The sequence below is a fragment of the Porticoccus sp. W117 genome, assembly GCF_030341905.1.
Lineage (GTDB): Bacteria > Pseudomonadota > Gammaproteobacteria > Pseudomonadales > Porticoccaceae > SCSIO-12696.
The window spans coordinates 33,638-58,912 of sequence record NZ_JATAAF010000017.1 but is presented as its reverse complement, the minus strand read 5'-3'; the positions used below and the strand labels follow the sequence as shown (position 1 = coordinate 58,912).

Annotated in this window: 24 protein-coding genes; 12 read left to right on the top strand and 12 right to left on the bottom strand. The window is 51.3% G+C overall.

Annotated features, from left to right (window positions below):
- The 4 genes from QSV34_RS11755 to QSV34_RS11740 form a co-directional block, all read left to right on the top strand.
- Window positions 1-469, top strand: a 469-nt coding sequence (locus QSV34_RS11755) for a hypothetical protein (RefSeq protein ID WP_289154946.1), incomplete at its 5' end; no start/stop codon positions are given.
- A gap of 194 nt (window positions 470-663) precedes the next feature.
- Window positions 664-1,155, top strand: a complete 492-nt coding sequence (locus QSV34_RS11750; protein WP_289154944.1) for a hypothetical protein — start codon at window positions 664-666, stop codon at window positions 1,153-1,155.
- Between the two features lie 56 nt (window positions 1,156-1,211).
- Window positions 1,212-1,496: a cupin domain-containing protein gene (locus QSV34_RS11745; RefSeq protein WP_289154942.1), complete on the top strand. Its 285-nt coding sequence runs from the start codon at window positions 1,212-1,214 to the stop codon at window positions 1,494-1,496.
- A 150-nt stretch (window positions 1,497-1,646) separates the two neighbouring features.
- A complete protein-coding gene (locus QSV34_RS11740; RefSeq protein ID WP_289154940.1) occupies window positions 1,647-2,327 on the top strand; it encodes a hypothetical protein in 681 nt (226 codons plus the stop codon).
- 82 nt (window positions 2,328-2,409) lie between these two features.
- Here the strand turns inward: QSV34_RS11740 and QSV34_RS11735 are convergent, their stop codons facing one another.
- The 6 genes from QSV34_RS11735 to ilvC all read right to left on the bottom strand — a co-directional run bounded on the left by QSV34_RS11735 (window position 2,410) and on the right by ilvC (window position 11,712).
- On the bottom strand, window positions 2,410-3,465 hold the full coding sequence (locus tag QSV34_RS11735) for a TlpA family protein disulfide reductase (protein ID WP_289154939.1): 1,056 nt from the start codon (window positions 3,463-3,465) through the stop codon (window positions 2,410-2,412).
- Window positions 3,466-3,597: 132 nt separating this feature from the next.
- On the bottom strand, window positions 3,598-6,681 hold the full coding sequence (locus QSV34_RS11730) for a TonB-dependent receptor (RefSeq protein WP_289154937.1): 3,084 nt from the start codon (window positions 6,679-6,681) through the stop codon (window positions 3,598-3,600).
- Between the two features lie 133 nt (window positions 6,682-6,814).
- Entirely contained in the window at window positions 6,815-7,885 is a 1,071-nt protein-coding gene (locus QSV34_RS11725) for a FecR family protein (RefSeq protein ID WP_289154936.1), read from the bottom strand.
- Window positions 7,875-8,402, bottom strand: a complete 528-nt coding sequence (locus tag QSV34_RS11720; protein WP_289154934.1) for an RNA polymerase sigma factor — start codon at window positions 8,400-8,402, stop codon at window positions 7,875-7,877. The genes QSV34_RS11725 and QSV34_RS11720 overlap by 11 nt, the downstream gene beginning before the upstream one ends.
- Before the next feature lie 229 nt (window positions 8,403-8,631).
- Complete coding sequence (gene ilvD, locus QSV34_RS11715) at window positions 8,632-10,479, bottom strand: dihydroxy-acid dehydratase (RefSeq protein ID WP_289154932.1); 1,848 nt, start codon at window positions 10,477-10,479, stop codon at window positions 8,632-8,634.
- Between the two features lie 216 nt (window positions 10,480-10,695).
- The gene (gene ilvC / locus QSV34_RS11710) at window positions 10,696-11,712 is read right to left on the bottom strand and encodes a ketol-acid reductoisomerase (RefSeq protein WP_289154930.1); all 1,017 of its coding nucleotides are present in this window, start codon (window positions 11,710-11,712) and stop codon (window positions 10,696-10,698) included.
- A 174-nt stretch (window positions 11,713-11,886) separates the two neighbouring features.
- On the opposite strand from ilvC, the gene QSV34_RS11705 reads away from it, so the two are divergent.
- Window positions 11,887-12,438, top strand: coding sequence for a thioredoxin family protein (locus QSV34_RS11705; protein WP_289154928.1), 552 nt, complete (start codon window positions 11,887-11,889; stop codon window positions 12,436-12,438).
- Window positions 12,439-12,441: 3 nt separating this feature from the next.
- Window positions 12,442-13,323, top strand: coding sequence for an HTH-type transcriptional activator IlvY (ilvY, locus tag QSV34_RS11700; protein WP_289154926.1), 882 nt, complete (start codon window positions 12,442-12,444; stop codon window positions 13,321-13,323).
- Between the two features lie 33 nt (window positions 13,324-13,356).
- Here the strand turns inward: ilvY and QSV34_RS11695 are convergent, their stop codons facing one another.
- Both QSV34_RS11695 and QSV34_RS11690 read right to left on the bottom strand, forming a co-directional pair.
- Complete coding sequence (locus QSV34_RS11695; protein ID WP_289154924.1) at window positions 13,357-14,583, bottom strand: RNA polymerase sigma factor; 1,227 nt, start codon at window positions 14,581-14,583, stop codon at window positions 13,357-13,359.
- Complete coding sequence (locus QSV34_RS11690) at window positions 14,583-14,927, bottom strand: YciI family protein (protein ID WP_289154922.1); 345 nt, start codon at window positions 14,925-14,927, stop codon at window positions 14,583-14,585. The genes QSV34_RS11695 and QSV34_RS11690 overlap by 1 nt, the downstream gene beginning before the upstream one ends.
- Before the next feature lie 219 nt (window positions 14,928-15,146).
- On the opposite strand from QSV34_RS11690, the gene QSV34_RS11685 reads away from it, so the two are divergent.
- Together QSV34_RS11685 and QSV34_RS11680 are read left to right on the top strand one after the other, a co-directional pair.
- Window positions 15,147-15,419: a type II toxin-antitoxin system Phd/YefM family antitoxin gene (locus QSV34_RS11685; protein WP_289154921.1), complete on the top strand. Its 273-nt coding sequence runs from the start codon at window positions 15,147-15,149 to the stop codon at window positions 15,417-15,419.
- A complete protein-coding gene (locus tag QSV34_RS11680; protein ID WP_289154920.1) occupies window positions 15,400-15,672 on the top strand; it encodes a Txe/YoeB family addiction module toxin in 273 nt (90 codons plus the stop codon). The genes QSV34_RS11685 and QSV34_RS11680 overlap by 20 nt, the downstream gene beginning before the upstream one ends.
- Before the next feature lie 79 nt (window positions 15,673-15,751).
- On the opposite strand, the gene QSV34_RS11675 is transcribed toward QSV34_RS11680, so the two are convergent.
- From QSV34_RS11675 to QSV34_RS11665, 3 genes are all read right to left on the bottom strand, one after another.
- Window positions 15,752-16,408 (bottom strand): hypothetical protein, encoded by a 657-nt coding sequence (locus tag QSV34_RS11675; protein WP_289154919.1) that lies wholly within the window; start codon window positions 16,406-16,408, stop codon window positions 15,752-15,754.
- Between the two features lie 216 nt (window positions 16,409-16,624).
- Entirely contained in the window at window positions 16,625-17,098 is a 474-nt protein-coding gene (gene ilvN / locus QSV34_RS11670) for an acetolactate synthase small subunit (protein WP_289154917.1), read from the bottom strand.
- On the bottom strand, window positions 17,098-18,861 hold the full coding sequence (locus tag QSV34_RS11665; protein ID WP_289154915.1) for an acetolactate synthase 3 large subunit: 1,764 nt from the start codon (window positions 18,859-18,861) through the stop codon (window positions 17,098-17,100). Before QSV34_RS11665 ends, ilvN begins: the two co-directional genes overlap by 1 nt.
- A 507-nt stretch (window positions 18,862-19,368) precedes the next feature.
- On the opposite strand from QSV34_RS11665, the gene QSV34_RS11660 reads away from it, so the two are divergent.
- The 4 genes from QSV34_RS11660 to cmoB all read left to right on the top strand — a co-directional run bounded on the left by QSV34_RS11660 (window position 19,369) and on the right by cmoB (window position 24,664).
- Entirely contained in the window at window positions 19,369-22,284 is a 2,916-nt protein-coding gene (locus tag QSV34_RS11660) for an insulinase family protein (RefSeq protein WP_289154913.1), read from the top strand.
- Window positions 22,285-22,405: 121 nt separating this feature from the next.
- Window positions 22,406-22,795, top strand: coding sequence for an acyl-CoA thioesterase (locus tag QSV34_RS11655; RefSeq protein ID WP_289154910.1), 390 nt, complete (start codon window positions 22,406-22,408; stop codon window positions 22,793-22,795).
- Between the two features lie 49 nt (window positions 22,796-22,844).
- The gene (gene cmoA, locus QSV34_RS11650) at window positions 22,845-23,579 is read left to right on the top strand and encodes a carboxy-S-adenosyl-L-methionine synthase CmoA (protein WP_289154909.1); all 735 of its coding nucleotides are present in this window, start codon (window positions 22,845-22,847) and stop codon (window positions 23,577-23,579) included.
- A gap of 113 nt (window positions 23,580-23,692) precedes the next feature.
- Complete coding sequence (gene cmoB, locus QSV34_RS11645; protein WP_289154907.1) at window positions 23,693-24,664, top strand: tRNA 5-methoxyuridine(34)/uridine 5-oxyacetic acid(34) synthase CmoB; 972 nt, start codon at window positions 23,693-23,695, stop codon at window positions 24,662-24,664.
- On the opposite strand, the gene nudK is transcribed toward cmoB, so the two are convergent.
- Window positions 24,661-25,239 (bottom strand): GDP-mannose pyrophosphatase NudK, encoded by a 579-nt coding sequence (gene nudK, locus QSV34_RS11640; protein ID WP_289154905.1) that lies wholly within the window; start codon window positions 25,237-25,239, stop codon window positions 24,661-24,663. The genes cmoB and nudK overlap by 4 nt on opposite strands.
- Window positions 25,240-25,275: the final 36 nt, after the last annotated feature.

The following is a 25,275-nucleotide window of genomic DNA, read 5'->3' as shown; positions in this document are numbered from 1 at the left end:
ACGCTCTTTGCGAGTTTTCTTGCGGTGTTTTTCAAAACCATCGGTCAGGGATTGTTGGCGCATTCGTATCTCGGGGTTGTGGATATGCTGCTATTATCGCTCAATCGATGAATTAATCAGAGTTGCCTTAAGCAATACAAAGAAGGAAGCTGATGAGTTAGTGCGCCAAAGGAGTAACAATCTTAATTGGTATGATGAATTCTATGCTAAGAAAGCATTTATGCCTTCCGAACAATTTTTCAAAAATGAAGTTCCAATAATATTCACGAATGACTTAATTGACCGGCTAAAATCCAGAAAAACTCAATTTTTAGAAAGAAATGACATTGAATATGGCTATATTGAAATTCTTGTTAATACCGTAGAATCAGATGAAATTGAAGCAGAACATGAAGGCATTCAACATGTTTTTGGGTTTAAATCAACAGACAATGGCTACAAATTTTGCGAAATCAGTACTGTTCCGTAAACAGCCAACAAGAGCATGTCGGCAACCCCACGAGACTGATATGACCTTTACGGCGCGCAACCTTCTCCATAACAGTTACCGATAGCTATTCTCAAGCAAACCCTGAGTCAAAACGACAGTGCGCAATCGCCTTACGGCGGCAAAGGTTTTCTTCCGTCGTCCGCACATACGTGGAGTCATAATAAAAGTACCTCATGGATAAAAAACTAGAGCGGTCAAACGCAGATAAAGTGTTAAGAAGGTTTGCGAAGCATATTCAGGCATTTGGATTCGTTAGAACCAAGCCTGCTTACTTTGTACGAGAAGCTGGGCCAGTTATTGAATTCATTCATATCCACAAATACTCGTTTGGTCCTTGTTTTCGCATGCACTTATGCATTCGTGTTCTAAACGAGCCGATGGATTTCATAGCTTTGGCGGGCCCTACTGAGCGAGAACTACTAGAAGATGTTCGGTTTGAATTTGGTGCGGATATAGCGGCTGTAGAATCCTGTGCGAATGTAATGGGCGATTTCGTATTCAACTATGCTGAACCATGGTTTCAAAAATGGACTGATAGAGAAGCACTATTAGAGGAGGATTCACCCCTCTACGATGATCAAAAAATGGCTTTGCAATTAGCATTGGCGGGCGAGTCAAATTGTATGAATGTGGAGCTATCAAAATTATTGCTAAAAATAGCGTAACAAATAAAGGTAGTGTCGCTGCTTTTTTTGGCGTCATGCATAAATGAGATACCCCTATGGATAGACTAACTATTAAAGAAGCAAACCGGGCGCTAGAGAGCGTAAAAGAGCCCTTTGTGAAGCTGTTCAGCAACGGCTCAATGAGCGTTGAATTTTACAAACCTGATCGAGTTGACTTACAGAAACCACACACCAGGGATGAAATTTATGTCGTTGCATCTGGCAGTGGCTGGTTTGTAAATGGTCAGTCCAGAAAGCAATTTGAAGTAGGCGAAGTATTATTTGTTCCAGCTGGCATAGAACATCGATTCGAAGACTTCACCGAGGATTTTGCAACCTGAGTGTTCTTCTATGGGCCGGAAGGTGGAGAATGCGGCGATTAGCACAATAAAGAAATTGAAAAAGGTTTATAACAAAGCAAACCAGCAAGGACTCTTTGGGCTAGGACTCACTTGCGCGAGCCTATTTTTGACGGGTCATGTGTAAAAATTATGGCTGAATGGAAGAGAGGATTAATATCAGTTTTATTCTTCTTTGTCGGTCTAGTTGGTGTCCACCTTCTTGCCGATTCTCACGCAAAGAATATGATGGAGGTACTAATAGCACATCCATCACCAGACCTATATGCCAATAATTACGGCTTTCAATATATGGCTTATTGGTATATGCACGGCTCAATGTGGCTATTCATACTCTTAGTGCTATCTTTTTTAACTTACACCCTATCAGGAAAAGCTGGCAAAAAAGACGTCACCAGGCGCAGCACAACACGACTGCGCCGCTCGGACGCCGCAAGTGGCGTTTGCACAGCATTAGAGAGCAAAATGAAACTACTCCCAAGATTGTTCAAAGATAGCTCTGAAATACCAGAATCAGATTTTATTGTGCATGATGATGGAATCCGAATCTCAGTGATTTATCCAGACGGGAACAGGCAGTCGATTTCATGGAATGAGCTGTCTGTTATTGAAGTACAAACTTACGAATCTTGGGGTATGGATGTATGGTTTATCTTAAAATCAAATTCCCATGAAATCTCTTTTCCTCTGGGGTCTAACGGTGATAAAGCAGTTATAGAAAATTTGAAAAAACTTCCGGGATTTGTAATTAAGGGGATGAATAGCATCGAAAAACAGACGTTTACATGCTGGAAGCATACAAGCTCTCTCTAACAAACTGGCTACGCAGGACAACCAAGCCTTTGGTTTGCCCATCCCTTACCAAAGCACCACGTAAACACTTTACTGCCCATTCCTATTCTCCCGGAAGACTACTATCAATCAGAGCGTTCAACTCATCGTGGTCACGGGTTTTGCTGACCAGCCGCCCGGTTTTCGCATCAACTAAAAATGTCGCTGGCACTCCTGACACACCAAAACTGGTAGCGATGGGGCTGGCATGCCCTTTTAAGTCGCCAAGGTTATACCAGGGCAAGTCTTCTTCCTCGGAAGCGATCTGCCATTCTTCTTTGTCAGCGTCGATAGTGAAGGAGACGATTTCAAAACCACGGTTGTGGAAACGCTGGTAGGTGTCTTTCAAGTGAGGGATAAAACTGCGGCAGGGCGCGCACCAGGACGCCCAAAACTCTACCAGAACCAGGTTATTGCCTTTCATGGCGGTGGACAGTTTCACTGTTTTCCCAGCAAGGTTTTGTGCCTCAAAATCACTAATAACCACCCCTTTTTGCATGGCAGCCCTGGCTCGCGCTCTTGCCAGGCGTCCCTCAGCCCCTTTCAGACGCACTAGGGCCGCGCGTTGCTCGCCCAACAGGGCATACAAGCCCCTGGCAACATCCACATTGGTCTGGGCGTCCACCTCAAGTTGATAGCCCAGCGAGTAAGCCATTACCCGAGCCAGAGGGTCTTCACTGGTTTGGGCGATTTTTTTAAGCACTTCCATTTTCAATACATCATTTTTTTGCTCACACCAGGGAGCTATCAACAGTTGGTTGTAGGTTCCTCCATCCACTTTGTAGGTCCAGTTTCTGTTTAGCTGAATCGCAATTTTTCCCGCTTCCAGAATAAAGTCCGCTTTTGCAAACTTGGACTTTCCATCCGACGAACGTACAAATACCGACACATTACGAATATCTCCCAGATTGCCACTGTGCTTAAAAAAACCTTTGCCAAAAGAACCTGAAGCAAGAATTTCCATACCCTGCGGGGTTCGCTCAAGTGGGATTTCGTACAATTCAATAACGGCATCTGAAGCAAAACCATCCCCGGTTATCGTCAATTGAAAATGTGCTGCCTGAGACAGCACCGATACGAACAGAAGCAAACAGGCAAATGTGGCTTTGGGTGTATTCATAGGTGTTCCTGACAAGACTCTCGCTTAGCAAGCGAGAAAAACTGTTGAAAAAATCGCTGAAAGACTACTAAGAGGAAAGTCCCCAACCCGGGAGGCTTAGAGGGCATTCCCTGCCCCTGCAGCTGTTCGACCTTAAAAATTGAACTCTTTTACCAGGTCGAGATAGAAAACCCTGCCACGGGTGCTCACGCGATTGGCCAGATAGCCGATGCTGTTATCCACAAAGGGAAATTCAGCATCCAACAGATTCTGTGCGCCAACGCTGACTTTTACGCCGCCAAGCCAGCTGTCGTCTTGCGGGTAGTGATAACCCAGCTGCAAATCAACGGTTTTGTAAGCACTACTGAAGCGGGTAGGCGTTGGGTTGGGATTAAAGAAATCCGTTTCCGACAGAGGGTTCAGCACTCTGTGGCTGGAGCTGTAGTTAAGAGTAACGGCTGCGTGGTAATTGGCGTAATCCCAACTTACAAACAAGTTGCCCGCCCAATCACTGGGGCCGTACTCGGAATCGTGAAATTCCTGCACTGGCGATACTGAAGCACCTTGGTGGCTGAGCTCCAGAGTCCGTACTGCATTGAGCGAGAACAACCAGTTTCCCAAATCAGTGTCTACGGAATAGTTGGCGAGAATATCCACGGTTCTGGACGTTCTTCCCGCCAAATTGGTCAAGCGTGAGTCGTAAACCAGCACATTATTGTCTGCAGGAATAAAAATCCCCGGAAACAAGTCCTGATTAGCGATTAACTCCTCCACACCAATACCAAATGTCGGCGCGCCGATGTAATTTTGAAAATCGGTTTTGCTGTACGTTGCCGAAATATTCAGATCAGGAATCGAGGTTGGCGCAAAATCAAACCCGACGGTAAAGGTATCCGCGGTTTGCGGTTGCAGGTTGGGGTTCGGGCCAAGTATTTCATAGACAAAGTCTTTACCTGGGGGCAAGTCAGATGGGTCGAACGAAAAGCCGCCATCAAAGGTATTGATAAAACCAAATTGCTGGCTGGCACGGGGAGCAAGAAATGACTCTCCCCAGGTAGAACGAAGGCTCAAGCCATCCGCCGGCACCCAACGCAGGGTCACCTGGGGCGTGGTTTTGCTGTAGGAGCGCTCTACTTCGGTGGCAGGCCCGCTGACAAAAGTTTCCGGTGGCAACATCAGGCCAATCAATTCCTCAATATCCACCCCTGGAGTGGCTATGGGCGTTTCGCCGGGGAAAGCCGACTGATCCATCGCCGAGCTGATACCACGTTGATCGGTTTTCTCATGGCGTAGAGCGACTGTCATGGTTAGTTCATGCATTAACGGCAAGTCAGCCAATAGCGGCAGGCCAAGTTCCATGTAATAAGCGCTTACCTCACTCTCGGAGCTAAACGGTATGGAGTTCGGCCGGTCGAGCTGCACACTTTCCAGGGAAGAATCCCGATACTGAAAGCCCATTACCAGTTGAGCATCACCCCCCGACAGTGCAAACAGATTGCCGTTGATCGATCCTTCCAAAATACGGGAGTCGGACTCGAAATTGCTGCGAAAACGATTCACCAGGGTGCGTAACAATTCTACGTTACTGGCAACAATGTCCGGGTCAGAGCCGTCGGTAAATACATTCAAGCCACTGTAAAGCGCTGCCGGATTTACCGAACCATCGTCAATCAACTGGGCAGCCTGCCCCTCTTCCTTGCTGAAACCAATATCCAGCTGATATTCCCAGCCTTCCCACAGTGGCAGGTCACCATTCAAGCCAAAACCCAGCTGGTAGTTTTCTTGCTCACGCTCCTCGCTAAAACCCAGCTGGGCAAATTCGTTGGTATAACTGTAACCCACCGCGACATTCCGACCGGGAAACGGGTTATTGGGGTTATCCGCCGTGATAAAGGTTAACCCCGCATCCGTATCGTTAAAACCCAAAAAGCGCCAGTCGTTTGGGGAAAGAGTCGGTTCCCAGAAACGGGCATCTTCTTGCTTGGTATGGGTCAATTCGAAGGTTAACTGATGGCTTCCCAACAGATCCTGAACGCCATTAAAGCGCAGCGCTTCAGACTCGGTCTTCGGTCCTAAACTGAACAGGTTGAGAATGGAGACATCGTCCGGGTCAGGCCCGCCAATCTGGCCCGTTGTAAAAACATAAGAACCAAATTTGCCAAACGCCGAATAAGTCGTGCCTGGTTCGGCGATACCCCGCCAGCGGGTGTTGGCACCATTAAGGTCGGTAAAATCGCCGGGGCCAGCAGGGCCGGAGTGAACAAACTGGTTAATGTCGGCGGATTTATTTCTGGATATATCCGCACTGGCAGTCAGATAGCCGCTGTCCCAGTTAAAGGTGTAGGCAATATTTGCCCGGCTGACATTGGCACCGGAAGCAGATTCCTCGTTGCGCACATTCAACACCAACCCTTCGTAGTCTTTGCGCAAAATAATATTGACCACGCCAGAAACGGCATCTGACCCGTAAATTGCTGACGCGCCATCCGTCAATACTTCAATACGTTCTACCTGAGAAAGCGGGATGGAGGAAACATCGAAAAAGGCGCCTCGACTGTTGGCGGAAGTTGCCTTTCTGCGGCCATTGACCAACACCAGTGTGGAAGCACTCCCCAAACCGCGCAGGTTAATGGCGGTGGCACCAAGGGACGAGTTGGGTTTTGAGGTGGGGTCGTCGGCAAACTCCCCTTGCAAGGCCTCTACGGATACCGAGTTCGTACTGTTCAGGCTTTGAGGCAAAGTGCGAAATACGTCTTCGAGGGAAGTAAAACCATGGCGGTTGAGTTTTTCACGGTCAAAAACAATCACCGGTGCCGCCGGGTTTAACCCTTTTAAACGGGTTCCTGTGGTGACAACTTCTTCGTCTACCTCTATGGTGTTTTTCTCGTTAGTTTCAACTTCTTGTTCCGCAGCGTCGCTCTCTTCATTTTCCAACGCTTTCAGAATAACCATTCTGTCGCTGACAAATTCAAAACCAAGGCCGGTGCCTTGCAAAATATTTTCCAGAGCAGTAGCCGCATTGTTGGCGCTGGATACACCATTGGTGTAAACGCCCTCAGCAATGTCTCCGCTGTAACCAACTTGCAAACCGGATTGTTCAGAAAAATCTTTGAGCGCCGCCATTAACGGCTGAGCGGAAATATCGAATACGACAGACTTATCTTCGCCCATAACAGCTTGCGAAGATAAAATGGATGCTGCGGCAATCGCCAGCGATGTCTTCTTGAATAAACTCACTTACCCACCTCTCTCTTGTTTATGTTTTTAGAATGTGATTTCACATAACAAGAGTGATGTTCGATAATTTTTGCCACCCTGTTTCTTAAAAAAGAGTTTAAAAAATTAACATTTCGTTAAAAAACAGTTCGGTTTATTTTATTTCCGCTAAAACAATTCCTCTTTCACTGCGATTAACTTTTGATATTCCCGCAGCTTCCAGAAATAGTCCGAATGAATCAATATCCGTTGAGTTAAAAACCCCACTCACTGGTGTGAGCTCCAGTTCGCTATCCAATATAACGATTTTTTTGCGGTTATAGCGATTGAATTCAGCAACGGCGTCTTTCAATAAATGACCATCAAAAATCAGCTTTCTCTGCCGCCACGCCATAATCGAATCCATATCTACAGACGCAACTGTCATCTCGCGACTGGAGCGGTTGATCACGGCCTGGTCGGACACCCGGAGTCGAACTGCTTTCTCATTGGAACCGGAATCAACTTCCACTACACCTTCCAACAGGGTGGTTTCAACAGTGCCCGCAAGCTGGCGAATGTTGAACTGGGTTCCAATGGCCGTGACGACCACACCGTCTACGTGCACCCGAAATGGGCGCGACGGTTTTTTGGCAACGTCGAACAGGGCTTCACCGTTTTGCAGATACAAATCCCGGTAAGTGCCACTGTAATCCACCTTCACTTGTGTCAGCGTGTTCATGGTAATGGTAGAGCCGTCTTCCAGAACCAGAGACGATTGCTCGCCAATAGCTGTCTGATACATGGTTGGCGAAGAAGACAGCGTTGGCCAAAGCAGAGTGAGGCACACTGCCACAATCATCACCGCTGCAGCCGCCATAACAGGCCATCTGAAAAGCGCTTTGTGAGTGCTGCCAGCAGATGTTTGATGGCGAACGTTATTAATAGTGGCGGTATCGCTATCGAATAGCTCAACAACTTCCGCACTGGAGTCATCGGCTCGCAAAACCGCTTTCAGCTGCTCCGCACCCGGAAAGTCCGCCTCTTTCAGGCTGGCAATATCGTCACCCAGCATGGCAATTTTCATGTAGCTCATCACATGATTTCTGGAGCTGAGCAACCACTCGGCAAAGGCCTCTCTTTCGTGCTGAGAGTGATCATCAGCCTGCATAACCACAAACCACTGAGCGGCTTCATCAATGGAACGGTCATACTTTCCTTGCTGTTTTTCGCGTTTATTCATCATGTTTTCCATCCAGTTTTTTCTGGCAATATGCCAGTCCTTGCGCCATATACTTCTGTGCCATTGAGCGAGACAGCCCCAGCTCGTTAGCAATTTCTTGTTGGGTCAGACCATCGCGCCAATACAAGATCAGCACCGCCCTGCACTTCGGAGACAGTTCACCGAGCAGGCTTTCTATACGCGCCAGGCGCCTGGTTTTATCCGCCTCATCCTCCAGCGGAGTACCTTGTAACGACGGGCTTTCGGCCTCGACCAACTCATCAATGGAGTGAGACTCTTTTTGAGGGCGCCCACTGTAGAGTTCATGCACCAGATTGCGGGCAATGCGGTACAAATAAGCCTCTGGGTGGCGAATCAAGTCTATTTTCTTGACCCGAAGCAAGCGCAAATAAGCCTCTTGGGAAAGCTCCTGGGCATCGGCATCACTGGCCAGCCGTTTGCGCAAATAATGCTGCAAACGACCACTGTGCTCGGCAAAAAGCCGCGCCATCAGTGATTTTGGGCGAGTTTCAGTGGCCAAAACGGCTGCCTGTTTCTATTGGTGTCAGAAGTATAGAGTGGATTTGACAGAATTTTGCCACCTGCCGAAGGCAAAAAAATTTAGCGGGGTATATAGATCTGACTTTAGTCCGACAACACTTTCTTATTTACACCAAGATGTCGGGCTGAAGCCCGACCTACAGAATAGAAAAAGCCCGGCATCTCTGCCGGGCTTTTCGATTATTAACTTGAGGAATTAACCTTCAAAATTACTCTTCAAACAGGCTCAAATCCCTAACCGCACCACGATCCGCACTGGTGGCGTGCATGGCATAGCTGCGCAGCGCTACCGACACTTCCCGTTGGCGATCCACCGGCTTCCAGGCTTTTTTACCGTTGGCGTTCATGGCTTCTCGGCGTTGGGCCAGTTCGGCGTCGGAGACCATCAGCTCAATACGGCGGGCGGGAATATCGATTTCGATGCTGTCGCCCTCTTCCACCAGGCCAATGGTGCCGCCGGAAGCCGCTTCCGGGGAAATATGACCAATGGACAAGCCAGAGGTGCCACCGGAGAAGCGGCCATCGGTAATCAGGGCGCATTTGGTGCCCAGGCCTTTGGATTTCAGGTAGGTAGTGGGGTACAGCATTTCCTGCATACCGGGGCCACCTTTCGGGCCTTCGTAGCGAATAACCACTATGTCACCCGCTATCACCTGGTCGCCCAGAATGGCTTCTACTGCCGCATCCTGGCTTTCAAAAATGCGGGCGCGGCCGGTGAATTGGTAGCACTCTTTTTCCACACCAGCGGTTTTTACGATGCAGCCGTCTTTGGCGATGTTACCGAACAGTACCGCCAAGCCACCTTCCGGGCTGTAGGCGTTGTCGATGGAGCGAATACAGCCGTTTTCCCGGTCGTCGTCCAGGGTTTCCCAGCGCGTGTTTTGGCTAAACGCCTGGGTGGTGCGAATACCGGCGGGGCCGGCGCGGAAGAATTCTTTGGTTTCTTCCGGGCAGTTGGGGCTTTTGATGTCCCAGCGATTGATCACGTCAGCCAGATTTTCACCGGATACGTGACCGACGCTGGTGTCGATCAAACCGGCGCGGTCCAGCTCGCCCATCAGCGCCATAATGCCACCGGCCCGGTGCACGTCTTCCATATGGTAGAGCGGCGTGGCCGGGGATACTTTGCTGAGGTGCGGCACTTTGCGGGACAGGGCGTCGATATCCGCCATGGTGAAATCCACTTCCGCTTCCTGAGCAGCCGCCAGCAAGTGCAATACGGTGTTGGAGGAACCGCCCATGGCGATATCCAGCACCATGGCGTTGTTGAACGCGGTTTTGGTGGCGATGTTGCGAGGCAGTACGGAATCGTCGTCGTCGCGATAATACTGTTTGCACAGGTCAACAATACGTCGGCCGGCGCTGCGGAATAACTTTTCACGATCGGCGTGAGTGGCCAACATAGAGCCATTACCTGGCTGGGACAGCCCCAGCGCTTCGGTCAAACAGTTCATGGAGTTGGCGGTAAACATGCCGGAGCAGGAGCCACAGGTTGGGCAGGCGCTGCGCTCGATGGCCTCGCTTTCTTCGTCGCTTACATCATCCTGCGCGCCCGCCACCATGGCGTCCACCAGGTCGATTTTTTGCGGCGCCAGTTTGGTTTTGCCCGCTTCCATAGGTCCGCCGGAGACAAAAATCGCCGGAATATTCAGGCGCATAGCGGCCATCAGCATTCCCGGGGTGATCTTGTCGCAGTTGGATATACACACAATGGCGTCGGCGCAGTGAGCGTTAACCATGTATTCGGCGGAATCCGCAATCAGGTCACGGGACGGCAGGCTGTAGAGCATGCCACCGTGGCCCATGGCGATACCGTCGTCCACGGCGATGGTGTTGAATTCTTTGGCAACGCCACCGGCGGCGCGAATTTCCTCGGCCACCAGCTGGCCCAAATCCTTGAGGTGCACGTGGCCCGGCACAAACTGGGTGAATGAGTTACAGACCGCGATAATGGGTTTGCCAAAATCTTCTTCGCCCATGCCAGTGGCGCGCCACAGGGCACGGGCACCGGCCATATTGCGGCCTTCGGTGGTGGTGGCAGATCGTAATTTGGGCATTGTTTGTACTCCGGTTTTGGCTTGGTGCTATTCGGGGATATCGAGCTTCGATTATACGTTGTTTGGTCGCACGTCTGACGTCGCACGTCGCACGCTAAAACCCCTGTAGGTCGGGCTTTAGCCCGACACTCTATGTCGGCCTGAAGGCCGACCTACAAAAACAGGCCTGGTACTCACGCACCAAGCCTGTCTCGAACACTATCTTGAGATCAGAACTCAGTTCTTCTCTTTATCGACGATCTTGTTCTCAGTAATCCAGGGCATCATGGCACGCAACTGAGCACCCACTTGCTCGATGGGGTGCGCGGCGTTATTGCGGCGCCAGGCAGTCATCTCTGGGTAGTTGGTCTGGCCTTCCAGAATAAACTTCTTGGCGTACTCGCCGTTCTGGATGTTTTTCAACGCTTCGCGCATGGCCCAGCGGGATTCTTCGTTAATCACCTGCGGACCGGTCACGTACTCACCGTACTCGGCGTTGTTGGAGATGGAGTAGTTCATGTCGGCGATACCGCCTTCGAACATCAGATCAACGATTAGCTTGAGCTCGTGCAGACACTCGAAGTATGCCATTTCCGGGGAGTAGCCTGCTTCGGTCAGAGTTTCGAAGCCCATTTTTACCAGCTCAACACAGCCGCCGCACAGTACCGCCTGCTCGCCGAACAAGTCAGTTTCGGTTTCGTCTTTAAAGGTGGTTTCGATAATACCGGTACGACCGCCGCCCACGCCCATGGCGTAAGACAAAGCAACATTTTTAGCGTTGCCGGAAGCATCCTGATAAATGGCAATCAGGTCGGGGATACCACCGCCGCGAACAAATTCAGAGCGTACAGTGTGGCCCGGCGCCTTAGGGGCAACCATGATCACGTCCAGGTCTTTGCGAGGCTCAACCTGGTTGTAGTGAATGGCGAATCCGTGAGCGAACGCCAGAGTGGCGCCCTGCTTCAGGTTGGGCTCAATTTCGTTTTTGTACAGCTGGCCCTGGAACTCATCGGGAGTCAGGATCATAACCAGGTCGGCAGAAGCGACCGCATCAGCCACGTCAGCAACCTGCAGGCCATGAGCTTCGGCTTTAGCGCGAGAAGAAGAGCCCGCACGCAGACCAACGGTAACGTCAACGCCGGAGTCTTTCAGGTTACAAGCGTGTGCGTGGCCCTGGGAACCGTAACCGATAATGGATACTTTTTTGCCCTGGATAATGGAGAGGTCACAATCTTTGTCGTAATAGAGTTGCATAGAGTTCACCGTGCTCTGGTTAAATGATGTGTTTGAACGAGTGGCGCACACCTTAGGGCAATAACAGCATTGCGTAAAACGATATATACGCAATACAATAAACCATTTTCTGCAACAAAGAGTTGCAATAACGCCTGAAATACAAGCCACAACACCGCGCAAGGGTACGACACCATGGCTCTAACACCTTCCAATATGCTGCCTCTGGGCACATCGGCACCGGACTTTACACTGCCCGCACCAAAAACTGGCGAGCAATACAGTTTGCAGCAGTTGGCGGGCGATAAAGGTACGCTGGTGATGTTTATCTGCAACCACTGCCCCTTTGTTATCCATGTTGAAAATCAGCTGAAACAACTGGGGATGGATTATCAGAACAGTGGCATTGGCATAGTGGCCATCAGCAGCAACGATGCCGATACTTACCCGCAAGATGGCCCACAAAAGATAGCTCAAAAAAACACCCCTTTCCCCTATTTGTATGACCAGAGTCAACAAGTAGCCCGCGCCTACGACGCCACCTGCACACCGGATTTCTTTTTGTTCGACGCCAACCTGAAGTTGGCTTACCGGGGACAATTGGACGATTCACGGCCTGGGAATAACATACCTGTAACTGGTTCCGATTTGCGCGCCGCAATGGATGCCCTGCTGGCTGGAGAAGCAATTAACCCCCAGCAACACCCCAGCATCGGTTGCAATATCAAATGGCGGCAGCAGGATTAAGCATTGGACACGCGCACCCTGAAACACTTTCTGGCCCTGGCTGACTGCCTGCATTTTGGCCGCGCCAGCGAGGGTTGCCACATCAGCCCATCAGCGCTGTCGCGCAGTATCAAACAGCTGGAAGAAGCCCTGGGCGTCACTCTGTTTACCCGCGACAACAGAACCGTTGAATTAACGGTAGAAGGAGAAAAATTTTTAAACTACGCCCGGGAAACCGTGTCCCAGTGGGAACTGATTCGCAACGACTTATTGGAAGCTAGCGACACCCTCAGCGGTGAACTGAGCATGTATTGCTCCGTCACAGCCAGCTACAGCGTACTCTACGATTTGCTCGCCAACTTTCGCCAGCGCTACCCGTTGGTGGATTTTAAATTGCACACCGGCGACCCGGACAAAGCCATCAAACGCATTGTCGCCGGCGACGAAGACATCACCATCGCCGCCCGCCCGGATCGGCTGCAGAGAGGGCTGGCCTTTAAAACCGTCACTACCACCCCATTGCGCTTTATCGCCCCGGCCACCAGCGGCTTCGACCTCACCGCATTGGCGGGCAAAACCAAAACGGAAAACTGGCAAAACCTGCCGGTAATTCTGGCGGAAAGCGGCGTGGCGCGAAAACGCATCGATCACTGGTTTCACGAGCTGGGGGTAAAACCGAAAATTTACGCCCAGGTCACCGGTAACGAAGCCATAGTCAGCATGGTAGGTCTGGGCTTGGGCATTGGCATCGTGCCGCAGATCGTCCTCGACCACAGTCCCATCGCCGGGCGTGTGCAGGTGCTGGATATCAAGCCTGAATTGGAACCCTACGATGTAGGGCTTTGCGTGTTGGAGAAGAAGTTAAAAAACCCGCTGGTGGCGGCGTTTTGGGAATGTATTGAATAACAACGGCAGTCACAGCGTGCAATTCAATTCTTATTACCCCCCTGAGTTGAATCTTCTTTTAATAAGCCGTTGAACATATTCGTTTGGCGCACATTTCAGCGCGAGATCCGCAAAACGCTTATATTCATCGCGATGATCACAGCGCCTATGGATATCTGCAGCCACCACATACCAAAGATACGACCGAGTCATCCAGGTAGGAGGCGAATTTTCCAACAACAGCTTTAAACCCGCGTCAGCCCCTTGCCACTCGGCCAATGCCACCACGCGATTGAGGCGATAAAGATAAGAGGGTTGTATCACTTCTAACTGTTGATAGCTGCGGCAAATGGATGCCCAGTCTGTTTGTGCGAAACTGGCTGCACGGCAGTGTTCAGCAGCAATAGCTGCTTCAAGATGATAACGGCTTATCCGCTCCCCTTGCGCTGACAGCTTTAAGTAATGAAAACCTTGTGCAATTCTGTGCGCATCCCATTGGCTGCGGTCTTGCTCTTCAAGCAATAACAATTCGCCACTTTCACTCTGGCGAGAGGCAAGGCGCGCCAGGTTAAACGACATCAGTGCGAGCAAGGCCATAATTACCGGCTTTTGGCAAAAATCTTTGCTTGCCAATAATCCCGCTAAGCGAATTGCTTCTTCACAGAGCTCACGCCGGATAGCTCCATCTTTTGAATATGAAAGATAGCCTTCGGTAAACAGCAGGTACAACACACACAATACCGAATCCAGGCGTTCAGACGATTCCGCAAGAGTCAGAATGTTAAAATACCCCGAGCGTTTTTTTAGAACATCACAGGCCCGTCGGTACCGTTTGTAAACATTGGTTTCAGAGATAAACAAACGAGCGGCTATCTCCTTCACACTGAACCCGCACAATACCTTTAAAACAAGTGTCAGGCTGAATGGCTGCGGTACAGCCTTGTCACAACAAACAAAGATAAGGTGTAAAAAGTCATCGAGGTCACCCGCAAGGTTTGCCGACTCTTCATGCGTTTGTAACGGCAAATTTGCGTGATCTTCAGGCGTCAGCAGGCGTTGTTTTCGAAGGGTATCTATCAGTGCATTGTGGGCAACGCGGTGAAGCCAGGCTTCCGGGTTGGCAGGCACACTCACCTTCCATAATTCCCAGGCCTTCAGCAGGCTTGTCTGCGCGGCATCTTCAATAAGAGCTATGTGTTGTACGCCAACCTTGCGGGTGAGTGTGGCTACAAGGCTAGCGTATTGATGTCTGAAAAAATGCTCGTCGTGCTGTTCAAGCATTACATTTTGCAAAGTTCACGAATTTCAACGCTGGTTGATGATTTCAGCGATGCAGCAACAGGCGGGCACTCTCTCACTACCTGTACAGCTTCGTCCAGGCTCTCTGCGCGCACAACCATATAACCGCCAACAATCTCCTTAATCTCCATAAATGGGCCGTCGACAACACCTTTTTCGGTGAGTATTTTGCCATCCCCCAATTTACCGCCCATGTCTTCGATGTTATCCGCAAACTTCTCTTGCCACTGTTGGAACTTAGCGAACGCCTCGTCCATTTCTGAGGGAGTGGGTTCTTTACAGCCGCCTTCGGAATTGCGCAATACGCACATATACAGGTTTGACATTGTCGTTCTCCTTGCGAGTTACCATGAGTGTGAATCAATGTGTAGCACGTATACAACGTCTGAGAACTGTGTTTTTGGACACACGCGGTAGCTTTAGCGGCGGCGTGTTTTTGGGGAGTGCCGAGTAATTACCGGCAACTACCGATTGACCATGCCTATAAACCTCCATTAAAATTGTACGGAATTACCGTACATAAATGCGTATACAACAGGCACAACATGGAAACCATCAGCGTAAACAAGTTTAGAGACAACTTGAAAAGTTTTGTAGAACAAGCCGTTAGCAGCCACGAGCCCATTAAGGTGACGCGCCGTGCCGGTGAGGATTTTGTCGTGATAAGCGCCGAAGACTGGGAACGCGAGCAGGAAAGCCTGTACATTTTGCAAAACAGCGATTTAATGCAGCAGATCGCGGATTCTGCCAAAACACACTCTCAGGGCAAAGGATACAAACCAACGGATGGTGAGCTGAATGAAATCACTGGTGTTTGAAGGCAATACCTGGGAAAAGTACGAAAAACTTCGTGAGCAAGATAAGCGGCTGCACAAAGCCCTGTGCAAATTGCTGAAAGAAATGCTCCGCTCCGACGATCTAACCGCCGGGCTCGGCAAACCAGAGCCGCTTAAACACAAATTGTCCGGGCTGTGGTCCCGGCGTATTTCACAGAGAGACCGGCTGATTTATCGCTACGACGATACCAGTATTTATATTTTTGCGATTGGTGGTCATTACGATCAGCATTAGCTGCCTCAATGCTGCCCTTTATTTTCGCGACAACTTTTTGATTTCGGCAACCGCAAAATTTAGGCGCAAGCTCGACGATTTATTCTGAAGAAACCAACCACTCAGTAAACCTGCCATCAAGAAAGTTCTCCACTTCGTTAAGAAGTCGAACATTTTTCCCATACAATCGAAACGAATAACGATCTTTCGATTTTGTATATCGAAAAAAGTGACAGGAATGGTAACGGCCCTCTTCTGGCCGAATAAAGCCATTAACAATAGTACAATTGCCTTTGATATATTCTTGGTTTTTTGGCCTTGGCTTATTCAATTCAGGGATTCGATCAATTAAGAAAAAGTTGGAGTTAGGGTGAGGATCCGGATGGCAAGACATGTAGTACCTGTAATAGCCAGTCAAATTATCCTTTTTTCTTCCAATACATGCATCTTTATAATTCCCTTCCATTTTCCACATATCATCCCAATTTTTTACGATATGCTCCGGTGGCTCCCAGCCATCATGTATTGTGGGGTCATAAACGTTGACGATCACCATAGTATCGTGTGATCGTCCATTTAACGTTGGATCAAAACCTTGAATATTTTTTGCCAATATCTCCCCTGTCAGCATCAGGGAAAACTCACCAGAATCAACGATTGTGAATTTGGCGTTAGAGCCCCAGGAAGACGGCTCAGGGTCATAGCCATTTGGAATTTTATATTTGCTCCCACCATCACCCGAAGAGCCTTCAGGCATACACCCATGAATAAGTGGAACAAGCAGAAGTACACAAATTACTTTACTAGCCTTCAGCACAGATTGGACACCAGATAAATTTGGAGGTAAGTGTAAGCTGCCTCATTCGTTAGCGTTAAAAATAAGGCGACAGAAAACTACTATTTCCATCGCCCTCGCAACTCATTCAGGAGATTGCCACGCCGCTACGCGGCTCGCAATGACATCTGTATTTAACTAATCCCTCTGCATCCCCACCACACCAGAGCGAGTGACTTCGACAATACCAATATCCTTCATAGCCGCAATAAAGGCTTCAATTTTGCTGGTATCGCCTGCCACCTGCACGGTGTAGGTATTGGCGGTGACGCTGACGATCAGGCCGCGGAATATATCCACGCAGCGTTTTACTTCTTCCCGCTTGCTGCCGGTGGCGTTTACCCGAATCAGCATCAGTTCACGTTCAATGTGTTCGCGCTCGGTGAGGTCAACTACCTTGAACACATCCACCAGCTTATTGAGCTGCTTGGTGATTTGCTCAATGACTTTTTCATCGCCGTTAGTAGTGATGGTAATTTTTGACAGGGCCGGGTCGTCGGTAGCGGCTACGGTCATACTGTCAATGTTGTACCAGCGCTGGGAAAACAACCCCACAATACGGGACAGGGCGCCGGGCTCGTTTTCCATGGTCAGTGAAAGAATACGGCGCATCAGATGGTCTCCGTTTTGCTGATTAACATATCGCACATGGCCTGCCCCTGAATCTGCATGGGGTACACGTGTTCGCTCTGGTCCACCTGCACGTCAACAAACACCGTGCGGTCTTTCATGGCGAACGCCTGCTCCAGGGCCGGTTGCAAATCTTCCAGGCGAGTTACTTTAATGCCCACATGACCGTAAGCCTCTGCCAGTTTGCAGAAGTCCGGCAGCGACTCACCGTAGGTGCTGGAGGAGTGACGACCGGCGTATTGCATGTCTTGCCACTGGCGTACCATGCCCAGCGCCTGGTTGTTGAGATTGATGATTTTCACCGGCAAGTTGTAATGGGTGCAGGTAGCCAGTTCCTGGATGCACATCTGGATACTGCCCTCCCCGGTTACCACCGCCACATCTGCATCCGGGGCAGCCATTTTCACCCCCATAGCCGAAGGCAGGCCAAAGCCCATGGTGCCGAGGCCACCGGAGTTGATCCAGCGGCGCGGATGGTTGAACTGGTAATACTGGGCGGCAAACATCTGGTGCTGGCCCACATCGGAGCATACGTAGGCATCGCCGTTGGTGACGGTACACAGGGTTTTGACCACATCCTGAGGCTTGATCACTTCACTGGTGCTGGGCGCGTAACGCTGTTGGCGGTAGATCCCGTACTGCTCGCGCCACTGCTCAATCTGCGCCCACCAGGCGGCGATGGCATCGCTATCCAGCGTGCGTTTGCGCTCATCGGTGTTGTTTTCATCCAGGTCGATTTTCACCCGGCGCACAATCTCCGTCAGCACCAGTTTGCAGTCGCCCACAATCGGTACGTCCGCGTTGATGGTTTTGGAAATAGACGTTGGGTCCACATCGATGTGGATAATGCGCGCGTTGGGGCAGAACTTGTCGCAAGCGTTGGTTACCCGGTCATCGAAACGGGCACCCACCGCCAGAATCAGGTCGGCCTCGTGCATGGCCAGGTTGGCCTCCACGGTACCGTGCATGCCCAACATACCGAGGAATTGCGGGTCGTTGCCGGGAAAGGCGCCCAGCCCCATCAGGGTCAGAGTTACCGGGCACTGCACCAGATGGGCCAGCTCGGTCAGCTCTTTGTGAGCCTCACCGAGAATAACGCCGCCACCGGCGTAAATGATGGGCTTTTTGGCGGAGGCAATCAGCGCCATGGCCTTTTGAATCTGGCGTGGGTGGCCCTTGCTGCGAGGCTGATAGGAACGAATATCCACCTGCTCCGGGTAGCTGTAGGAAATCTTGTAACCGGGGTAGGTAACGTCTTTGGGGATATCCACTACCACCGGGCCGGGGCGACCGGTTTTGGCAATGTGGTAGGCCTTGGCGATGGTAGCGGCCAGGTCTTCCGGCTTTTTCACCAGAAAGCTGTGCTTCACCACTGGGCGGGAAACGCCAATCATATCGGTTTCCTGGAAGGCGTCTTCACCGATTTTTTCCTGTACCACCTGGGCAGAAATAATCACCAGGGGGATGGAGTCCATATAAGCGGTGGCAATACCGGTAATGGTGTTGGTGGCGCCGGGGCCGGAAGTCACCAGTACCGTGCCCACCTCACCGGTGGCGCGGGCGTAACCGTCAGCAGCGTGTACTGCGGCCTGCTCGTGGCGCACGAGAATGTGTTCAATCTGCTCCTGCTGGAACATGGCGTCGTAAATGTGCAAAGCAGCACCACCGGGGTAGCCCCACACCTGCTTGACGCCACTGTCGCGCAGCGCCCTGATTACTATTTCACCGCCAGATAATAAATCCACCGTTTCACCCTCGGTTAATGTGCTTTAAACACTGTCTAAAACTGCCAAAAAAAAGCCCCGCATGGTGTTTGCGGGGCTTTGGTATCTGTTTATCTTGTTGCTGCTGTCAGATAAACGAACGTCCCCGCAGTTGCTTTAGAAGCACCACGCTGAGAAGAACGACCAGCAAACGAACAGGTTTTACAACCAACATTGATTTCAACCTTTGGCCACCGACTGTGAGGTGGCAATTCAACAAGAGCCGACAATGTACGTACATCCATAACGCGCTGTCAACTGTGGCGCCGATAAAAGCAGGTTGAAATCTGTGTCCAAACCCCCGATGTGTACAGAGTCGCCTCTCCATCAATGGCATGGAATGATAAGTACATTGGCAACAAAAGTAACGTAATTTCTGGACAAATTTCAGGCCATATTGGCCAAACGATAACTAGGCTATTTCACCAGTGTCGCGCTAACAGAATCAGGTAGAATAACCGCTTTTGTCCACAATCAGGATTGCAGTACATGAGCCACCACCCCAAGTGCGACCCCGCTTTTGAATTCCTGCGCAGCGAAGCCGTTGAATCCCTCAACCTCACCATCGAGGAGTATCGCCACACAGTCACCGGCGCCCAACACATTCACCTGGCCAGCGACAATACAGAAAACGTCTTTCTGGTGGCCCTGCGCACGGTACCCACAGATTCCACCGGGGTGGCTCATATTCTGGAGCACACGGCCCTTTGCGGCAGCGAAAAGTACCCGGTGCGCGATCCGTTTTTTATGATGATCCGGCGCTCTCTGAACACATTTATGAACGCCTTTACCAGCTCCGACTGGACCGCCTACCCGTTCGCCAGCCAGAACCTCAAAGACTTCAACAACCTGCTGGATGTGTACCTGGACGCAGTATTTTTCTCGCGCCTGGACGAACTGGATTTTGCCCAGGAAGGCCACCGGGTAGAGTTTGCCGAAGCCGACAACCCGGATTCCCCTCTGGTGTACAAAGGCGTGGTATTTAACGAAATGAAAGGCGCCATGAGCTCGGTGCCCTCCACCCTGTGGCACGCCCTGTGCAAATACCTGTATCCCACCACCACTTACCACCACAACAGCGGTGGTGAACCGGAGTGCATACCTGACCTCAGCTACCAGCAATTGCGGGATTTCTACAAAACTCACTACCACCCTTCCAATGCCATCTTTATGACCTTTGGCGATATCCCGGCCGTAGACCACCAGCAAAAATTCCAGCAACAAGCCCTGCATCGCTTTGAAAAACTGGATGAGCACATCGCCGTAGCAGACGAAAAACGCTACCAGGAACCGCTGCAGGTAGAGGAAGCCTACGCCCTCACTGAAGAAGGTGACCTGAACAACAAAACCCACGTGGTACTGGGCTGGCTGTTGGGCAAAGCCACCGATCTGCAAGCCAGTATGGAAGCCAACCTGCTGTGCAGCGTATTGCTGGATAACAGCGCCTCGCCCCTGCAAAAAGCCCTGGAAACCTCCAACCTGGGCACCGCGCCATCCCCCTTGTGTGGGCTGGACGATTCCCAGCGCGAACTCTGTTTTGTGTGCGGTCTGGAAGGCAGTGACCCGGATAAGGAAGGCGCCGTAGAGCAGATGATTCTCGACGTACTGCAGGACGTGGCAGAAAACGGCGTGCCCTACGAACAGGTGGCAGCATCACTGCACCAGTTGGAATTGCAACAGCGTGAGATTGGCGGCGACAGCTACCCCTACGGCCTGCAGCTGATACTCACCGCCCTGACCAGCGCCACCCATCGCGGTGACCCCATCGCCCTGCTCAACCTCGATCCGGTGTTGAACTACCTGCGCGGAGCCATTCAAAACCCGGACTTTATCAAAGACCTGGCCCGCAACCTGCTGCTGGAAAACCGCCACCGGGTGCGCCTCACCCTGCGCCCGGACCAACAGATGGCAGAGCGCAAAGACGCCGCCGAGGCCGCTCGCCTGGCAGCCATCAAGGCAGGCCTCAGCGATCAGGAAAAGCAACAGATTGTTGAACGCGCCCATGCCTTGGAGCAGCGACAGCACCAGGTGGACGACGCCTCCATCCTGCCCAAAGTGGGCCGCGACGATATTCCCCAGGATATGGCCTATGTGGAAACTACCCACAGTGACCACGCCATTACCAGTTACGCCGCCGGCACCAATGGGCTGGTGTACCAGCAGATTGTCATGCCACTGCCACAGCTGACGGACGAACAGCTGGACTTGCTGCCTATCTACACCACCTGCCTCACCGAGCTGGGTTGTGGCGAACAGGATTACCTGCAAACCCAATTGCACCAATCCCAGGTGTGCGGTTCCATCAGCGCCTACGTGACCGCGCGTGGCACGCCAGACGATGTCCAGCAGCTGAACGGCTACCTGACTCTCAGCGCCAAAGGCCTGGGCAGCAACCAGCAAGCCATCACCGAATTGATGAACACCACCCTCACCCAGGTGCGTTTCGACGAGCTGCCGCGCATCCGCGAACTGGTGGCCCAAAGCCGCGCCCGCCGTGAAATGGGCGTTACCGGCAGCGGCCACCAACTGGCTATGACTGCCGCCAGCAGCGGCATTGGCCCCGGCGCCTTACTGGCACATCGCTGGGGTGGCATGCGCGGTATTCAGTTGATCAAACAACTGGATGACAAGCTGAATTCCAAACAGGAATTGGAGGCACTGGCGCAACAGCTGCAGAACATTCACCAACAGATGCTCAGCGCCGAGCGCAAACTGCTGTTGGTAGCCGACGCGGATCAGCTGCACGACTACCAGCGCCATTTTTCCGTGGCGTCGGCATTGCCGGAAAACGACGACTTCCTGCCCTTTGGCCAACCCGCTATACGCGAACAACGACGCCAGTGCTGGACCACCAGCACCCAGGTGAATTTCTGCGCCAAGGCCTATCCAACGGTTGCCATGGACCACCCGGACTCCCCGGCGCTAACCGTACTGGGTGGCTTTTTGCGCAATGGCTATCTGCACCGGGCCATTCGCGAACAGGGTGGCGCCTACGGCGGTGGCGCCGGCCAGGACAACCACATCGGCGCGTTCCGCTTTTTCTCTTACCGCGACCCGCGCATTGAAGGCACACTGGCAGACTTTGACGCTTCACTGGCCTGGCTTCACGACGAGCAACACAGCGAAGAACAACTGGAAGAAGCCGTGCTGGGCGTAATTTCCGCCATCGACAAACCTGGCTCCCCCGCCGGCGAAGCCAAGCAGACCTACCACGCCGAGCTGTACGGTCGCAGCCGGGAAAAGCGCGAACAATTCCGCAACCGGATTTTGCAGGTGACACTGGACGACCTGAAACGCGTGGCAGCCACTTATCTGGTGGAAGAACAGGCCAGCGTGGCGGTTATTACCAGCCCTGATAAAGCGGCGCTGTTGGGTGAGCTATATCTGGAGCAGATTGCACTTTGAAGCTGCGAGCACCGAGCTGCGGGCTTCGCGCTGATCGAGCGAAGTCCGTCATTGCGAGCCGCAAAGCGGCGTGGCAATCCAGTGACTTAAGAATCTATGACGAACATAATTAGGTTTTTTTATGGACACCACTACAATCACCCCCCGCTTTTCAGAAACCGATATGCTCGGCCATATCAGCAACACCACACTGCCGATCTGGTTTGAAGGTGCCCGTGAAGGCTTTTTCCGCCGTATTCATCCAGCCATGACTACCCACGACTGGCCACTGATCCTGGCCCGTATCGAACTGGATTTAAAAGCCCAGCTTCACATTGGTGACGACGTCACATTGAAAACCGGCGTAGAAAAAATCGGTTCCAAATCCATGACTGTCTACCAGGAAGCCTGGCAGAACGACCAGCTTGCCGCGGTGGCACGCACGGTTATGGTTTATTTTGATTACAGCGAACAGTGTTCCAAAGTCATACCGGATGACGTGCGGGAACGGCTGGCGGATTTAATTATTTAACTTTTTTCTGTGTCATCCTGAGCGCAGCGAAGGATGACAAAAACGCAATATGACTAACTCAAAAACAGACAAAGTATTCGCCAGTCCCCTGGCAGAAATCGCCGGTTTCAAATTCGACCAACGGGTGGCCAGCGTTTTTCCCGATATGATCAAACGCTCGGTGCCCGGTTACGAATCCATTATCGCCATGATCGGCACGCTGGCAGAACGCTATGTGCAAACCGATAGCCGCTGCTACGACCTGGGTTGCTCACTGGGGGCTGCCACCCTTTCCATGCGCCAGCACATCACCCAGCCCGGTTGCGAAATCATTGCTGTGGACAACTCCCAGGCGATGATCGAACGCTGCCAACAACTCATCGATAACGACCACAGCGATGTACCGGTAACACTGCAACTGGGCAACATCCAGGACGTTGCCATTGAAAACGCCTCCATGGCCGTGCTGAATTTCACCCTGCAATTTATCCCCGTAGCCGATCGCGAAGCCATGCTGGCCAATATCGCCAATGGACTAAAACCAGGGGGCGTACTGGTGCTGTCGGAAAAACTGGTATTCGACGACCAGACCCACGACGAGCTGATGATCGACCTGCATCACAGTTTTAAAAAAGGCAACGGCTACAGCGATCTGGAAGTGAGCCAGAAACGCACCGCACTGGAAAATGTATTGCTGCCAGAAACCTTGCAAACTCACCGGCAACGCCTGAAAAAAGCCGGCTTTTCCAGCGTCGATGTGTGGTTTCAGTGTTTTAACTTTGCGTCCATTATTGCAATAAAATGACATCATCAGATAACCACCATACCGTAGGGTGGATTAGCGCAGCGTAATCCACCGCTTGCTTTATTTATGGCGGATTACGCTGCGCTAATCCGCCCTACACAATGCAACAAACCATGATTGATTATTCCCCCCTTATCGAATCCATTTCCACAGGCAAACTCAAACCCTGGGCAGAACTGCTACCCCAACAAATCGCCCAAGGACTAAGCCAATCCCGCTGGGGCGACCTGCCCCAATGGCAGGCCGCACTGGAACAATTGCCTGACATTGAACCCGGCACTGTGGAGTTAAAAGCCAACGTCACCATTGGCAACGCTGAAGATTGCGACGAAGAAACTAGAGAACATTTACGCAATGCATTAATGGAATTGCACCCCTGGCGCAAAGGCCCGTTTGAATTATTCGGCGTTCATATCGACACCGAATGGCGCAGCGACTGGAAGTGGGATCGAGTGCTGCCCCACCTGTCACCGCTCAAAAATCGCACCATACTGGATGTGGGCTGCGGCAACGGCTATCACTGCCTGCGTATGCTCGGCGAGGGCGCCCACAGGGTTATCGGCATCGACCCATCCCCCCGTTTTGTAATGCAATTCTACGCTTTAAAAAAATACCTGGGCCCAGTGGCAGTAGACATACTGCCGGTAGGCATCGAAAAGGTACCAGCCAATCTGCAAGCATTCGACACCGTATTTTCCATGGGCGTGTTCTACCACCGCCGCTCCCCCATGGATCATTTGCGCGAACTCAAAGCTTGCCTGCGCCCCGGCGGTGAACTGGTGCTGGAAACCTTGGTCGTGGAAGGCCCGCAAGGCCATGTTTTAGTGCCTGAAGGTCGCTACGCGAAAATGCCCAACGTCTGGTTCCTGCCTTCCTCCGACACCCTGATCAGCTGGCTGAATAAATGTGGTTTTCGAAACCCTCGGCTGGTGGACAGCAGCGTTACCACCACCGAAGAACAGCGCGCCACCGAGTGGATGCGCTTTGAATCACTGCAAGATTTTCTCGATCCGACTGATGCCGGAAAAACAGTAGAAGGCCACCCTGCGCCGTTGCGGGCGGTGTTTGTAGCGGAAGCGCCTTAGCAAAGTTGATGGAGCTGGGCGTACTGCAAGAGCATGATCGTTTTAGCGTCCTTAATTTCACCAGACGCCATCATTTCAAGTGCTTCAGAAAATTTGACTTCAAGCACCTCAATATTTTCTTGCTCTTCAGCCAAGCCACCGCCAGATGATACCTTCATGGAATCGTCATACTCGCCAAGAAAGAAATGAAGTATTTCAGTCACGGTACCGGGCGACATATAGGCTTCAAAGATTTTTTCCACAGATGAAATACGGAATCCGGTTTCTTCCTCAGCCTCTTTTTTAATGCAATCTTCCGCATTGTCGCCATCCAGTAACCCGGCACAGGCCTCAACCATCATGCCATCGGAATTACCGTTGATATAAGTTGGCAAGCGGAACTGCCGAGTTAAGATGACTGTACTCTTTTTACTATTGTAAAGAAGTATGGTGGCGCCATTGCCGCGATCATAGGCTTCACGCTCTTGATAATGCCAGTCACCTTCAAAATTTTGATATTCAAAAGAGTATTTGTTTAACAAGTACCAGTTGTCTGATAGAAGTGTTTTCTCAAGATTTCGGATTTTTTTGTTCACAGCAACCCTCAATACTTACCTTAATTGACTGATATA

What these genes read in the sequence shown, in the direction of transcription:
- QSV34_RS11750 (WP_289154944.1), top strand. Translation starts at nt 664, where the DNA reads ATGGATAAAAAACTAGAGCGGTCAAACGCAGATAAAGTGTTAAGAAGG.
- QSV34_RS11745 (WP_289154942.1), top strand. Translation starts at nt 1,212, where the DNA reads ATGGATAGACTAACTATTAAAGAAGCAAACCGGGCGCTAGAGAGCGTA.
- QSV34_RS11740 (WP_289154940.1), top strand. Translation starts at nt 1,647, where the DNA reads ATGGCTGAATGGAAGAGAGGATTAATATCAGTTTTATTCTTCTTTGTC.
- QSV34_RS11735 (WP_289154939.1), bottom strand. Translation starts at nt 3,465, where the DNA reads ATGAATACACCCAAAGCCACATTTGCCTGTTTGCTTCTGTTCGTATCG.
- QSV34_RS11725 (WP_289154936.1), bottom strand. Translation starts at nt 7,885, where the DNA reads ATGATGAATAAACGCGAAAAACAGCAAGGAAAGTATGACCGTTCCATT.
- ilvD (WP_289154932.1), bottom strand. Translation starts at nt 10,479, where the DNA reads ATGCCCAAATTACGATCTGCCACCACCACCGAAGGCCGCAATATGGCC.
- ilvC (WP_289154930.1), bottom strand. Translation starts at nt 11,712, where the DNA reads ATGCAACTCTATTACGACAAAGATTGTGACCTCTCCATTATCCAGGGC.
- QSV34_RS11705 (WP_289154928.1), top strand. Translation starts at nt 11,887, where the DNA reads ATGGCTCTAACACCTTCCAATATGCTGCCTCTGGGCACATCGGCACCG.
- QSV34_RS11695 (WP_289154924.1), bottom strand. Translation starts at nt 14,583, where the DNA reads ATGCTTGAACAGCACGACGAGCATTTTTTCAGACATCAATACGCTAGC.
- QSV34_RS11690 (WP_289154922.1), bottom strand. Translation starts at nt 14,927, where the DNA reads ATGTCAAACCTGTATATGTGCGTATTGCGCAATTCCGAAGGCGGCTGT.
- QSV34_RS11685 (WP_289154921.1), top strand. Translation starts at nt 15,147, where the DNA reads ATGGAAACCATCAGCGTAAACAAGTTTAGAGACAACTTGAAAAGTTTT.
- QSV34_RS11680 (WP_289154920.1), top strand. Translation starts at nt 15,400, where the DNA reads ATGAAATCACTGGTGTTTGAAGGCAATACCTGGGAAAAGTACGAAAAA.
- QSV34_RS11675 (WP_289154919.1), bottom strand. Translation starts at nt 16,408, where the DNA reads ATGCCTGAAGGCTCTTCGGGTGATGGTGGGAGCAAATATAAAATTCCA.
- ilvN (WP_289154917.1), bottom strand. Translation starts at nt 17,098, where the DNA reads ATGCGCCGTATTCTTTCACTGACCATGGAAAACGAGCCCGGCGCCCTG.
- QSV34_RS11660 (WP_289154913.1), top strand. Translation starts at nt 19,369, where the DNA reads ATGAGCCACCACCCCAAGTGCGACCCCGCTTTTGAATTCCTGCGCAGC.
- QSV34_RS11655 (WP_289154910.1), top strand. Translation starts at nt 22,406, where the DNA reads ATGGACACCACTACAATCACCCCCCGCTTTTCAGAAACCGATATGCTC.
- cmoA (WP_289154909.1), top strand. Translation starts at nt 22,845, where the DNA reads ATGACTAACTCAAAAACAGACAAAGTATTCGCCAGTCCCCTGGCAGAA.
- cmoB (WP_289154907.1), top strand. Translation starts at nt 23,693, where the DNA reads ATGATTGATTATTCCCCCCTTATCGAATCCATTTCCACAGGCAAACTC.